This is a genomic window from Weizmannia sp. FSL W8-0401, from assembly GCF_038009125.1.
Taxonomy (GTDB): domain Bacteria; phylum Bacillota; class Bacilli; order Bacillales; family Bacillaceae_C; genus Weizmannia; species Weizmannia coagulans.
The window spans coordinates 129,540-143,853 of the sequence record NZ_JBBPAG010000001.1; the positions used below are offsets into that span (position 1 = coordinate 129,540).

Sequence of the window (14,314 nt, forward strand, 5' to 3'; positions counted from 1 at the left end):
TTTTCATGACTGAACATTACTACTCGCAAAACCCAGAAGCAAAGCATCAACCGATAGATTTCACCTTTACATTGAGAGGGCATGCCTTTCATTTTCAAACAGACCAAGGGGTTTTTTCAAAAAAAGAAGTCGACTTCGGCTCCCGCGTTTTGCTCGATCTTGTGGCCATGCCCGAAACGGAAGGGCCGGTCCTTGATATGGGTTGCGGTTACGGACCGATCGGCCTCGCGCTTGCAAAATCTTTTCCCGGCCGCCATGTGCATATGGCGGATATTAATACAAGAGCGGTCGAGCTGGCAAAGAAAAATGCTGCCCGGAACCATATTTCAAATGTTTCCATATACGAAAGCAATCTTTTTGAAAATGTGAAAAGCGGCCCGTTTGCCTTGATTGCCACAAATCCCCCGATCCGCGCCGGAAAGCAGATTGTGCACCGGATTTTTGAAGAAAGTTACCAATATCTCGCAAACAACGGCGAACTTTGGGTGGTCATCCGGAAAAAGCAGGGAGCCCCTTCTGCCAGGAAAAAATTAGAAAGCATATTTGATGAGGTAAATTGTGTTGGAAAAGAAAAAGGATATTTTGTTTTTAAAGCCAAAAAAATTTGACTCCCGATTTCATATATGTTAAAATCATAAAATGCCAATAGATTAAGGTTCTTTATGCAATCTAAGCTATACTTGTCAAGTATATATTTTGGATGAATTGGAAAATACTTATAAAATCATAAGCTCGTCATGCGATATGTGGTTTTTTCATAAAAAACCCTTTTTCTTTTTGCCTTAGCTTTATTGTTGTTTGACGAAAGATGCAAACAAAACGCTTGATTTGAGGGGTGAATCAGTTGTCACATCAACTAGTTCAGTATGGACGGCACCGCCAGCGCAGAAGTTACGCGCGCATCAAAGAAATTTTAGAGCTGCCAAACCTTATCGAAATCCAAACCGCATCTTACCAATGGTTCCTTGACGAAGGTTTGCGTGAAATGTTCCAGGACATCTCTCCGATCGAGGATTTTGCCGGAAACCTGTCGCTGGAGTTTATTGACTACAGCCTCGGCGAACCGAAATATTCCATCGACGAATGCAAAGAGCGCGACGTAACGTACGCTGCTCCGCTTCGTGTAAAGGTGCGCCTTGTCAATAAGGAAACCGGTGAAGTAAAAGACCAGGACGTATTCATGGGCGATTTCCCGTTAATGACCGAAACGGGGACTTTCATCATTAATGGCGCGGAACGTGTTATTGTATCCCAGCTTGTCCGTTCCCCTAGTGTTTATTTTAACAGCAAAATGGACAAAAACGGGAAATACGGCTACACCGCAACGGTAATTCCGAACCGCGGCGCCTGGCTTGAATATGAAACAGATGCGAAAGATGTGGCTTATGTCCGCATCGACCGCACAAGAAAACTGCCGATTACCGTTCTCCTCAGGGCGCTCGGCTTCGGCTCCGACCAGGAAATTATTGATCTGATCGGCGATAATGAGTACTTAAGAAATACGCTTGAAAAAGATAATACCGAAAGCACGGAAAAAGCGCTTCTTGAAATATATGAACGCCTCCGTCCGGGCGAACCCCCGACCGTTGAAAATGCAAAAAGCCTGCTGATTTCGCGTTTCTTTGACCCGAAACGCTATGATCTGGCCAATGTCGGGCGTTACAAAATGAATAAAAAGCTTCACCTGAAATTCCGCCTGTTCGGGCAACGGCTGGCTGAATCGATCGCAGACCCTGAAACCGGTGAAATCATCGCGGAGGAAGGAACCGTTTTAGACCGGCGTACGCTTGATAAAATTGTGCCTTTTCTCGAAAAAGGCCTGAAGTTTGAAACGTACAGCCAGGCTGGCGGCGTTGTTGATGATGATATCACATTGCAGTCCATCAAAATTTATGCCCCGATTGACGATAACGAAAAAGTGATCAATGTAATCGGAAATGCTTATGTTGATGAAAGCATTAAACATATTACACCTGCGGATATTGTGGCTTCCATCAGCTACTTCTTTAATTTGCTGCATGGCGTCGGCAATACGGATGATATCGACCACCTCGGCAACCGCCGTTTACGGTCTGTCGGCGAATTGCTGCAAAACCAGTTCCGCATCGGCCTTTCCCGGATGGAACGCGTTGTCCGTGAAAGAATGTCGATCCAGGACATTAACACCATTACGCCGCAGCAGCTGATCAATATCCGTCCGGTCATTGCGGCCATTAAGGAGTTTTTCGGCAGTTCACAGCTGTCCCAGTTTATGGACCAGACAAACCCGCTTGCGGAACTGACCCATAAACGCCGGTTGTCGGCGCTCGGCCCGGGCGGTTTGACCCGTGAGCGCGCCGGGATGGAAGTGCGTGACGTGCACTATTCCCACTACGGCCGCATGTGCCCGATTGAAACGCCTGAAGGCCCGAACATCGGGTTGATCAACTCTTTATCAACGTATGCAAAAGTAAACCGTTTCGGTTTTATCGAAACGCCTTACCGCAGGGTTGATCCGGATACAGGGCGTGTTACGGAGCATATTGATTATTTAACGGCTGATGAAGAAGACAATTACGTCGTCGCACAGGCGAACGCGCAGCTGGATGAAAACGGCTTTTTCGTTGACGATGAAGTATATGCGCGTTTCCGCGGTGAAAACATTGTTGTAAAAACAGACCGCGTTGATTATATGGACGTTTCGCCGAAGCAGGTTGTATCGGCTGCAACGGCATGTATTCCGTTCCTTGAAAACGACGACTCGAACCGTGCGCTGATGGGTGCAAACATGCAGCGCCAGGCGGTTCCGCTTATGAAGCCGCAAGCGCCGATTGTCGGCACCGGGATGGAATATGTCAATGCGAAGGATTCCGGCGCGGCACTCATCTGCAAATATGACGGCATTGTTGAACATGTGGAAGCCCGGGAAATCTGGGTGCGCCGTGTGATCGATGTCGACGGACAGGAAGTAAAGGGCGACCTTGACAAATACCGCCTGCAAAAATTCAAACGTTCCAACAATGGCATGTGCATCAACCAGCGCCCGATTGTGAAAAAAGGCGACCGTGTGGTAAAAGGCGAAATTTTAGCGGACGGCCAGTCAATGGACCAAGGTGAACTTGCCCTTGGCCAGAACGTGCTCGTTGCCTTTATGACATGGGAAGGTTACAACTATGAAGATGCCATTATTATGAGTGAAAAACTTGTAAAAGAAGATGTGTATACTTCTATCCATATTGAAGAATACGAATCTGAAGCACGCGATACAAAGCTCGGGCCGGAAGAAATGACCCGTGATATCCCGAACGTCGGGGAAGATGCTTTGAAAAACCTTGACGAACGCGGGATTATCCGGATTGGTGCCGAAGTAAAAGACGGCGATTTGCTTGTCGGAAAAGTCACCCCGAAAGGCGTTACGGAATTAACGGCGGAAGAACGTCTGCTCCATGCGATTTTCGGTGAAAAAGCGCGCGAAGTCAGGGATACATCACTCCGCGTTCCGCACGGCGGCGGCGGCATCGTGCTCGATGTCAAAGTGTTTACACGTGAAGCCGGGGATGAACTTCCGCCTGGCGTGAACCAGCTTGTCCGCGTCTATATTGTACAGAAACGGAAAATCCACCAGGGCGACAAAATGGCCGGGCGCCACGGGAACAAAGGGGTTATCTCCCGGATTCTTCCGGAAGAAGATATGCCTTTCCTCCCGGATGGCACACCTGTCCAGATCATGTTGAACCCGCTTGGCGTGCCTTCCCGGATGAATATCGGGCAGGTGCTTGAACTCCACCTCGGCATGGCGGCCAAAAAACTCGGCCTTCACGTCGCGACGCCTGTATTCGACGGTGCACGTGAAGAAGATGTATGGGAAACGATTGAAGAAGCCGGCATGGCGCGCGATGCAAAAACGGTCCTTTATGACGGCCGCACCGGTGAACCTTTCGACAACCGTGTATCTGTCGGGATTATGTATATGATCAAGCTCGCCCACATGGTTGATGATAAACTGCATGCCCGCTCAACAGGCCCTTACTCGCTTGTCACCCAGCAGCCGCTTGGCGGTAAAGCACAGTTTGGCGGCCAAAGGTTTGGCGAAATGGAAGTATGGGCGCTTGAAGCCTACGGCGCAGCCTATACGCTCCAGGAAATCCTGACTGTTAAATCGGACGATGTTGTCGGCCGTGTGAAAACTTATGAAGCGATCGTCAAAGGGGAAAATGTCCCTGAACCGGGTGTCCCGGAATCGTTCAAAGTGCTGATCAAAGAACTTCAAAGTTTGGGACTGGACGTGAAGATTCTTTCCGGCGACGACGAGGAAATTGAAATGCGCGATCTCGAAGACGACGATGACCTGAATCAGGCCGATACGCTGAATATTGCGCCCGAGACAAAAGAAGAACCGGAAGGAATCGGGGCATCCAAAGACTAATCGTTTATGTTGCTTGGAACAAACAGAGGCTTTTGCCCGGATTGTATGCATTCGTACAATCCGGCTTCTGTTTCTGTTTCTTCTGCGTGTGTTTTAAGGTACGAACCTAAAGACGAAAGGGAGGCTGGCCCCTTGCTGGATGTAAATAATTTTGAGTACATGAAAATCGGTCTTGCTTCACCGGATAAAATCCGATCCTGGTCATACGGTGAAGTAAAAAAACCGGAAACAATCAACTACCGGACGTTAAAACCTGAAAAAGACGGGCTTTTTTGCGAACGGATTTTCGGGCCGACGAAAGATTGGGAATGCCATTGCGGGAAATATAAACGCGTTCGTTACAAAGGCGTGGTTTGCGACCGCTGCGGCGTGGAAGTAACAAGATCAAAAGTGCGCCGGGAAAGAATGGGGCATATTGAACTTGCCGCCCCTGTTTCGCATATTTGGTACTTCAAAGGGATTCCAAGCCGCATGGGCCTTGTGCTTGACATGTCCCCGCGCGCCCTGGAAGAAGTCATTTACTTCGCATCTTACGTCGTAACGGAAGCAGGCGACACTTCTTTGGAAAAGAAACAGCTTCTTTCCGAAAAAGAATACCGTGCCTACCGTGAAAAATACGGCAACAAATTCCAGGCAGGCATGGGCGCGGAAGCCATTAAAAAGCTGCTGCAAGATGTAGATGTCAACAAAGAATGCGAAATGCTGAAAGAAGAGCTGAAAGTTGCCCAGGGGCAGCGCCGTACACGCGCCATCAAACGCCTTGAAGTACTGGAAGCTTTCCGTAATTCCGGCAATAAACCGGAATGGATGGTGCTGGATGTTCTCCCGGTCATTCCGCCCGAACTGCGGCCAATGGTACAACTGGAAGGCGGCCGCTTTGCAACATCCGACTTAAATGATTTGTACCGCCGTGTGATCAACCGGAACAACCGCCTGAAACGCCTGCTTGATCTTGGCGCACCAAGCATCATTGTCCAAAATGAAAAACGGATGCTGCAGGAAGCCGTTGACGCTCTGATTGACAACGGCCGCCGCGGACGTCCGGTAACCGGCCCGGGGAACCGCCCGTTAAAATCGCTTTCCCATATGCTGAAGGGGAAACAGGGCCGTTTCCGCCAAAACCTGCTCGGGAAGCGGGTTGACTATTCCGGCCGTTCCGTTATTGTTGTCGGCCCGAACCTGAAAATGTACCAATGCGGCCTGCCGCGCGAAATGGCGATTGAACTGTTCAAGCCGTTCGTGATGAAAGAACTGGTTGAAAAGGGCCTCGCCCATAATATTAAAAGCGCAAAACGGAAAATTGAACGTTTGCAGCCTGAAATTTGGGATGTCCTTGAAGAAGTCATTAAAGAACACCCTGTCCTGTTGAACCGTGCGCCTACTTTGCACAGGCTCGGGATCCAGGCGTTTGAACCGACGCTTGTGGAAGGCCGTGCGATCCGTCTCCATCCGCTCGTATGTACGGCTTACAACGCGGACTTTGACGGCGACCAAATGGCGGTCCACGTTCCGTTATCCGCTGAGGCACAGGCGGAAGCGCGCATGTTGATGCTTGCCGCACAAAATATTTTGAATCCGAAAGACGGGAAACCGGTCGTTACCCCGTCCCAGGACATGGTACTTGGCAACTACTACTTAACGCTTGAACGTGAAGATGCAGTCGGTGAAGGATCTGTCTTCAAAGATGTAAATGAAGTGTACATGGCTTATTACAACGGCTACGTGCATTTCCATACGAGAATTGCCATTTATGCCGGGTCGCTGAACAACCCGACGTTCACGGAAGAGCAAAACAAGAAGCTGCTGATTACCACAGTCGGGAAAGTGATCTTCAATGAAATTTTGCCGGAGAGCTTCCCATATATTAATGAACCGACGAAAACAAATCTTGAAGAAAAAACGCCGGATAAATACTTTGTTGATCCTTCGATTGACGTAAAAGCGCATATTAAAGAACAGCCGTTAATCCGCCCGTTTGTAAAAGGCTTCCTTGGCAGCATCATTGCCGAAGTGTTCAAACGGTTCAAGATTACGGAAACATCCAAAATGCTCGACCGCTTAAAAGATCTTGGCTTCCATTATTCGACAAAAGCCGGGATTACCGTTGGTGTTGCGGATATCGTCGTTTTAGGCGAGAAGGAAAAAATTCTTTCGGATGCCCAGAAAAAAGTCGATACGGTCATGAAACAGTTCCGCCGCGGTTTAATTACCGAAGACGAACGCTATGACCGCGTTATTTCGATCTGGAGCGGGGCTAAAGACACGATCCAGGGCAAACTGATGGAATCGCTCGATAAACGGAACCCGATTTTTATGATGAGTGACTCGGGGGCCCGGGGTAACGCGTCGAACTTTACACAGCTTGCCGGCATGCGCGGTTTGATGGCCAACCCGGCCGGCCGGATTATTGAATTGCCGATTAAGTCCAGCTTCCGTGAAGGCTTAACCGTGCAAGAGTACTTTATTTCGACGCACGGTGCCCGTAAAGGCCTTGCCGATACTGCCCTTAAGACGGCAGACTCGGGTTATCTGACACGCCGGCTTGTTGATGTGGCGCAGGATGTCATCATTCGTGAAGACGACTGCGGCACAGACCGCGGGCTTTTGATCAGTGCGTTGAAAGAAGGCAATGAAATCATTGAATCGCTTGAAGAACGGTTAACCGGCCGTTATTCAAGAAAAACGATCAAACATCCTGAAACAGGCAAAGTGATCATTGAGGAAAACGGCTTTATCACGGAAGATATCGCGAAGGAAATTGTCGATGCCGGCTATGAAAAAGTCTGGATCCGTTCGGCCTTCACTTGCAATACCCGCCATGGCGTATGTAAAAAATGCTACGGCCGCAACCTTGCCACCGGCCAGGAAGTGGAAGTCGGCGAAGCAGTCGGGATTATTGCCGCCCAATCGATCGGCGAACCTGGCACACAGCTGACGATGCGTACATTCCATACAGGCGGTGTTGCCGGGGATGACATCACACAAGGTCTTCCGCGTATTCAGGAATTGTTTGAAGCCCGGAACCCGAAAGGCCAGGCTGTCATTTCCGAAGTGGAAGGCGTTGTTACTTCCATCAGCGAAGGGCGCGACCGCCAATATGAAATTGTCGTTCAGGGCGCTGTCGAAACGCGCACCTATACGGCCCCTTATACTTCCCGCTTGAAAGTGGCGGTAGATGACCACGTCGTGCGCGGGCAGGAGCTGACGGAAGGTTCCATTGACCCGAAAGACCTGTTGCGTGTCACGGATGTCACAACCGTACAGGAATACTTGCTTCGTGAAGTACAGAAAGTTTACCGGATGCAAGGAGTGGAAATTGGCGACAAACACATTGAAGTGATGGTCCGCCAAATGCTGAGAAAAGTAAGGGTGCTCGATGCCGGCGACACGGATGTCCTGCCGGGAACATTGCTTGATATCCATCAGTTCGGTGAAGCGAATGAAAAGGCGCTCAAGGAAGGCAACCGCCCTGCAACAGGCCGCCCTGTTCTGCTCGGGATTACAAAAGCTTCCTTGGAAACCGATTCGTTCTTATCGGCAGCCTCCTTCCAGGAAACGACCCGCGTATTAACCGATGCGGCGATCAAGGGGAAACGCGATGAACTGCTCGGCTTGAAAGAAAACGTCATTATCGGGAAACTGGTTCCTGCAGGGACGGGCATGACCCGCTACCGCAAAACGGTTCCTGAACTGGTGAAAAAGGAAGAAGAAGTGCCGGCTGAATAATGCGGCGGCAGCACCGGCAAAAACCGGTGCTGCACCTTTTTCTGTTTTTTAGCAAAAAAAAGCATGGCCTTTTTTACACGGGCTGTTGACTTTAGATTTTCAAAGTGATAATATATTCAAGGTGCTCCTATGAATACCTGTATACTTTGGAGGATATTGCGATGTCTTATGAAAAAGTAAATCAGGCGAAAAGAATCGTTGTAGGGACAAAACAAACAGCGAAAGCGATAAAGTCCGGAAATGTGGATGAACTGCTCGTTGCCAGAGATGCTGATCCGAATATTACGGGCAAAGTCATTTCCGTTGCCGAACAATTCAATGTGCCGATTACGTATACCGAGTCGAAAAAACAACTCGGAAAAGTATGCGGCATTGAAGTCGGAGCTGCAGCTGTTGCACTTATTTATTAAACACTTTTTGCTGGAGAATCCGCAAAAATTTGTTTTTGCCATTAAATGAACCACCTGGATGTGTGGACTTAAATTGTTCGAAGGGAGGAAAAACAGATGCCTACTATTAACCAATTGGTGCGCAAACCTCGTAAATCAAAAATCGAGAAATCCAAGTCACCTGCGCTGAATAAAGGCTATAACAGTTTCAAAAAAATCAATACCGATCTTTCTTCACCCCAAAAACGCGGTGTATGTACCCGTGTGGGGACGATGACTCCGAAGAAACCGAACTCGGCGCTCCGTAAATATGCCCGTGTCCGTTTAACAAACGGTATTGAAGTAACGGCTTATATCCCTGGGATCGGCCATAATCTGCAGGAACACAGCGTTGTTTTAATCCGTGGCGGACGTGTAAAAGACCTGCCTGGTGTACGTTACCACATCGTGCGCGGTGCACTTGACACTGCCGGTGTTGAAAACCGGAAACAAGGCCGTTCGAAATACGGGACGAAAAAACCGAAAGAAAAGAAATAATAAGAACGATAACCATACTTGAAAGGAGGATCATTTATGCCACGTAAAGGACCTGTCGCAAAACGCGACGTATTACCGGATCCGATTTACAATTCGAAACTGGTCACACGTTTAATCAACAAAATGATGATCGACGGCAAGAGAGGGAAAGCCCAGACTATCCTGTATTCTTCCTTCGATATTATCCGTGAACGCACTGGCAAAGATCCAATGGAAGTTTTTGACCAGGCATTGAAAAACATTATGCCTGTACTTGAAGTAAAAGCTCGCCGTGTCGGCGGCGCAAACTATCAGGTGCCGGTTGAGGTGCGCCCGGAACGCCGGACAACTTTAGGGCTTCGCTGGCTGGTCAATTATGCCCGCCTTCGCGGAGAAAAAACAATGGAAGAACGGCTGGCGAACGAAATCATGGATGCGGCCAACAATACAGGCGCTGCCGTGAAAAAACGCGAAGATACGCATAAAATGGCGGAAGCAAACAGAGCGTTTGCGCATTATCGCTGGTAATATTCCGATACTCCTACATTACACCTATTAAGGAAGGAGAAAGTACGAGATGCCAAGAGAGTTCTCCTTAGAAAAGACTCGTAACATCGGTATCATGGCGCATATCGATGCCGGTAAAACTACAACAACCGAGCGTATCCTTTATTATACCGGCCGTATTCATAAAATCGGCGAAACGCATGAAGGTGCGTCTCAAATGGACTGGATGGAGCAGGAACAGGAGCGCGGGATTACGATTACTTCCGCTGCTACAACAGCGCAATGGAAAGACCACCGTATCAACATCATTGACACCCCGGGACACGTGGACTTCACCGTTGAAGTTGAACGCTCCCTTCGTGTCCTTGACGGCGCGGTTGCTGTCCTCGATGCCCAGTCCGGCGTTGAGCCCCAGACTGAAACCGTTTGGCGCCAGGCAACGACTTACGGTGTACCGCGGATTGTATTTGTCAATAAGATGGATAAAATCGGGGCCGATTTCTTGTATTCTGTCAGCACCCTGCATGACCGCCTGCAGGCAAATGCACATCCGGTCCAATTGCCGATCGGTGCTGAAGACAACTTTGTAGGGATCATTGACCTTATTGAAATGAATGCAATTTTCTACGGCGATGATCTCGGCACGAAAATTGAAGTGCGCGAAATCCCGGATGAGTACCGTGATCAGGCGGAAGAATATCATGAAAAACTGCTTGAAGCAGTTGCTGAAGTTGATGAAGATATTATGGAAAAATATCTTGGCGGAGAAGAGATTTCAAAAGAAGAACTGAAAGCTGCCATCCGCAAAGCAACCTGTAATGTTGAATTCTTCCCGGTACTGTGCGGCTCGGCATTTAAAAACAAAGGTGTCCAATTAATGCTGGATGCGGTTGTTGACTATCTGCCTGCGCCGACGGATGTTCCTTCCATCAAGGGGACGCTTCCGGATACAGGGGAAGAAGTATTTAGGCATTCCAGCGATGATGAGCCATTCTCGGCTTTGGCCTTCAAAGTCATGACAGACCCGTTCGTTGGTAAACTGACATTCTTCCGTGTTTATTCAGGCACATTAAGCGCTGGTTCTTATGTCAAAAACTCGACAAAGAACAAACGCGAACGCATCGGGCGTATTTTGCAGATGCACGCAAACCACCGGAAAGAAATCGACATGGTTTATGCCGGCGATATTGCTGCTGCTGTCGGCTTAAAAGACACGACAACAGGCGATACGCTTTGCGACGATAATAATCCGGTCATCCTTGAATCGATGGAATTTCCGGAACCGGTTATCCAGTTGTCGGTTGAACCGAAATCGAAAGCCGACCAGGATAAAATGACGACGGCGCTGCAAAAACTGCAGGAAGAAGACCCGACTTTCCGTGCCCATACGGATCCGGAAACGGGACAAACGATCATCGAAGGTATGGGTGAGCTTCACCTCGACATTATCGTTGACCGCATGAAACGCGAATTCAAAGTTGAAGCCAATATCGGTGCGCCGCAAGTTGCGTACCGTGAAACATTCCGCAAATCCGCACAAGTCCAAGGTAAGTTTGTACGCCAATCCGGCGGCCGCGGGCAATACGGGGATGTTTGGATTGAATTTTCACCAAACGAAGAAGGAAAAGGCTTTGAGTTTGAAAATGCGATTGTCGGCGGTGTCGTTCCGCGCGAATACATTCCGGCGATCCAGTCCGGCCTTGAAGATGCCATGCAGCGCGGTGTACTTGCCGGCTATCCGCTCGTTGACATTAAGGCAAAACTGTATGACGGTTCTTACCACGATGTTGACTCGAGTGAAATGGCATTTAAAGTGGCTGCCTCCCTTGCATTGAAGAATGCAGCATCCAAATGCGATCCGGTCCTGCTTGAACCTGTCATGAAAGTGGAAATTGTCATTCCGGAAGAATATCTCGGCGACATCATGGGACAAGTTACAGCCCGCCGCGGCCGTGTGGAAGGTATGGAAGCACGCGGAAATGCCCAGGTTGTCCGTGCCATGGTTCCGTTGTCCGAAATGTTCGGTTATGCTACAGCACTCCGATCCAGCACGCAAGGACGCGGTGTCTTTACGATGACATTTGATCATTATGAAGAAGTGCCGAAGTCCATTGCGGAAGAGATCATCAAAAAAAATAAAGGCGAATAATTGATTTATTGCTTTCAATGAAGTATAACTTTACTAGGTTGGTTCAAAGCGCTTTAAAGCTGTCCTTTCAGCTTTAAAGCATCCATATACTTACTCAATCCAAAATATTAAGGAGGATTTCCTGATGGCTAAACAAAAATTTGACCGTTCTAAAGAACACTGTAACATTGGAACAATCGGTCACGTTGACCATGGTAAAACGACTTTGACTGCTGCAATTACTGCTGTTCTTGCAAAACAAGGGAAAGCTGAAGCAAGAGCATATGACCAAATTGACGGTGCTCCGGAAGAACGCGAACGCGGTATTACCATCAACACTGCGCACGTTGAATATGAAACGGAAAAACGCCACTACGCACATGTTGACTGCCCTGGACACGCTGACTATGTGAAAAACATGATTACTGGTGCTGCCCAAATGGACGGCGCGATCCTGGTTGTATCCGCTGCTGACGGCCCAATGCCGCAAACGCGCGAACACATCCTTTTGTCCCGCCAAGTTGGCGTGCCTTATATCGTTGTGTTCCTGAACAAATGCGACATGGTGGACGACGAAGAATTGCTTGAACTTGTTGAAATGGAAGTTCGTGATCTTCTTTCCGAATACGACTTCCCTGGCGATGAAGTGCCGGTTATCAAAGGTTCTGCTTTGAAAGCTCTTGAAGGCGACCCTGAATACGAAGCAAAAATCCTTGAATTGATGGATGCTGTTGACGAATACATCCCGACTCCGCAACGTGACACGGATAAACCGTTCATGATGCCAGTTGAAGACGTATTTTCCATTACCGGCCGTGGTACAGTTGCAACCGGCCGTGTAGAACGCGGGCAATTGAAAGTCGGCGACGTTGTTGAAATCGTAGGTTTGAGCGACAAACCAAAACAAACAACGGTTACCGGCGTTGAAATGTTCCGTAAAATTCTTGACTATGCTGAAGCTGGCGACAACATCGGTGCACTTCTCCGCGGTATTGCACGTGAAGAAGTCCAACGCGGCCAAGTTTTGGCGAAACCGGGTTCTATTACACCGCATACCAAATTTAAAGCACAAGTTTATGTATTAACGAAAGAAGAAGGTGGACGCCACACTCCTTTCTTCTCTAACTACCGTCCGCAATTCTACTTCCGTACAACGGACGTAACCGGCATTATTACTCTGCCAGAAGGCGTTGAAATGGTTATGCCTGGTGATAACGTTGAAATGAGCGTTGAATTGATTGCCCCGATCGCGATCGAAGAAGGAACAAAATTCTCGATCCGTGAAGGCGGCCGTACAGTTGGCGCCGGTTCTGTTTCTTCCATCGAAGCTTAATCGGCTATTTAAAAAAAGCCCGGCCAGGTCATCCCGGCCGGGCTTTTTCCATGCTTACGCGCCCGGGTTGCAGCAACGTTTTCCAAAACTTGATGTTGCGCCACAGGGCCTGTATAATAAAAAGTCACTGAAATCAGCAGCATATCAAAGTTTATGTTGCATTACACCCGGCTTTTGTGTATAATGTTTGATGTTGGTCTTTGACTGCGATGAAGTGGGAGGTTGCTGGCACACCCGGCCGCTTTGCCATGGCGCGTGGGCCAGGAAAATTTCCATGGAGAATGTCTATTAGCAAATAGGCGATAAAGGAGGGAAAATAATGGCAAAACAAAAAATTCGCATTCGTTTAAAAGCATACGATCACAGAATTCTGGATCAGTCTGCAGAAAAAATTGTAGAAACAGCAAAACGATCAGGTGCAAACGTCTCCGGTCCGATTCCGCTTCCGACTGAGAAATCCGTTTACACCATTCTGCGTGCTGTCCACAAGTACAAAGATTCTCGTGAACAATTTGAAATGCGTACACACAAACGTTTGATTGATATCGTAAATCCGACCCCGCAAACGGTTGATTCGCTGATGCGGTTGGATCTGCCATCCGGCGTTGACATTGAAATTAAACTTTAATGATAAAAAAACATGACATATTTAACAGGAGGTGTGACTGATGACCAAAGGAATCTTAGGAAGAAAAATCGGTATGACCCAAGTTTTTGCCGAGAACGGCGATCTTATTCCTGTCACTGTAATTGAAGCAACACCAAACGTTGTGCTGCAAAAGAAAACAGTTGAAACGGACGGTTATGAAGCGATTCAGCTCGGATTTGCAGACAAACCGGAACGCCTGGCAAACAAACCGGAAAAGGGTCATGTTTCGAAAGCCAATACGGCACCTAAGCGCTTCATCCGCGAATTCAGCGGCGTAAACACAAGTGATTTTGAAGTTGGTCAAGAAGTCAAAGTAGATATTTTTGCAGAAGGTGACATTGTAGATGTTACCGGCATTACAAAAGGGAAAGGATTCCAAGGCGTCATTAAACGCCACGGACAATCCCGCGGCCCTATGGCTCACGGTTCGCGTTACCACCGCCGTCCGGGTTCAATGGGCCCGATTGCGCCAAACCGCGTCTTTAAACAAAAAGCACTCCCTGGACGCATGGGGGGAGAACGGGTTACCGTTCAAAATCTGCAAATCGTCAAAGTGGATGCAGAACGCAATCTGCTTTTGATTAAAGGTAACGTTCCTGGTCCGAGAAAAGCTTTGGTTACAGTTAAAGCAGCTGTAAAAGCAAAATAATTGCAAAGAAAG

Annotated in this window: 10 protein-coding genes; all 10 read left to right on the forward strand. The window is 48.4% G+C overall.

Annotation, left to right across the window (positions count from 1 at the left end):
• Positions 1–5 precede the first annotated feature (5 nt).
• Positions 6–608, forward strand: a complete 603-nt coding sequence (locus NSU00_RS00665) for a class I SAM-dependent methyltransferase (protein WP_118498370.1) — start codon at positions 6–8, stop codon at positions 606–608.
• Positions 609–844: 236 nt separating this feature from the next.
• Positions 845–4,405 (forward strand): DNA-directed RNA polymerase subunit beta, encoded by a 3,561-nt coding sequence (rpoB, locus tag NSU00_RS00670; protein ID WP_017551225.1) that lies wholly within the window; start codon positions 845–847, stop codon positions 4,403–4,405.
• Between the two features lie 132 nt (positions 4,406–4,537).
• Positions 4,538–8,131 (forward strand): DNA-directed RNA polymerase subunit beta', encoded by a 3,594-nt coding sequence (gene rpoC, locus NSU00_RS00675; RefSeq protein ID WP_013858071.1) that lies wholly within the window; start codon positions 4,538–4,540, stop codon positions 8,129–8,131.
• A gap of 161 nt (positions 8,132–8,292) precedes the next feature.
• Entirely contained in the window at positions 8,293–8,541 is a 249-nt protein-coding gene (locus tag NSU00_RS00680; RefSeq protein WP_013858072.1) for a 50S ribosomal protein L7ae-like protein, read from the forward strand.
• Between the two features lie 96 nt (positions 8,542–8,637).
• Positions 8,638–9,057: a 30S ribosomal protein S12 gene (gene rpsL, locus NSU00_RS00685; protein ID WP_017551222.1), complete on the forward strand. Its 420-nt coding sequence runs from the start codon at positions 8,638–8,640 to the stop codon at positions 9,055–9,057.
• Between the two features lie 36 nt (positions 9,058–9,093).
• The gene (gene rpsG, locus NSU00_RS00690; protein ID WP_017554003.1) at positions 9,094–9,564 is read left to right on the forward strand and encodes a 30S ribosomal protein S7; all 471 of its coding nucleotides are present in this window, start codon (positions 9,094–9,096) and stop codon (positions 9,562–9,564) included.
• 49 nt (positions 9,565–9,613) lie between these two features.
• Entirely contained in the window at positions 9,614–11,692 is a 2,079-nt protein-coding gene (gene fusA / locus NSU00_RS00695) for an elongation factor G (RefSeq protein WP_340702167.1), read from the forward strand.
• Positions 11,693–11,816: 124 nt separating this feature from the next.
• Positions 11,817–13,004 (forward strand): elongation factor Tu, encoded by a 1,188-nt coding sequence (gene tuf / locus NSU00_RS00700; RefSeq protein ID WP_013858077.1) that lies wholly within the window; start codon positions 11,817–11,819, stop codon positions 13,002–13,004.
• Between the two features lie 319 nt (positions 13,005–13,323).
• Positions 13,324–13,632: a 30S ribosomal protein S10 gene (gene rpsJ / locus NSU00_RS00705; RefSeq protein WP_013858078.1), complete on the forward strand. Its 309-nt coding sequence runs from the start codon at positions 13,324–13,326 to the stop codon at positions 13,630–13,632.
• A gap of 40 nt (positions 13,633–13,672) precedes the next feature.
• Positions 13,673–14,302, forward strand: a complete 630-nt coding sequence (gene rplC, locus NSU00_RS00710) for a 50S ribosomal protein L3 (protein WP_013858079.1) — start codon at positions 13,673–13,675, stop codon at positions 14,300–14,302.
• Positions 14,303–14,314: the final 12 nt, after the last annotated feature.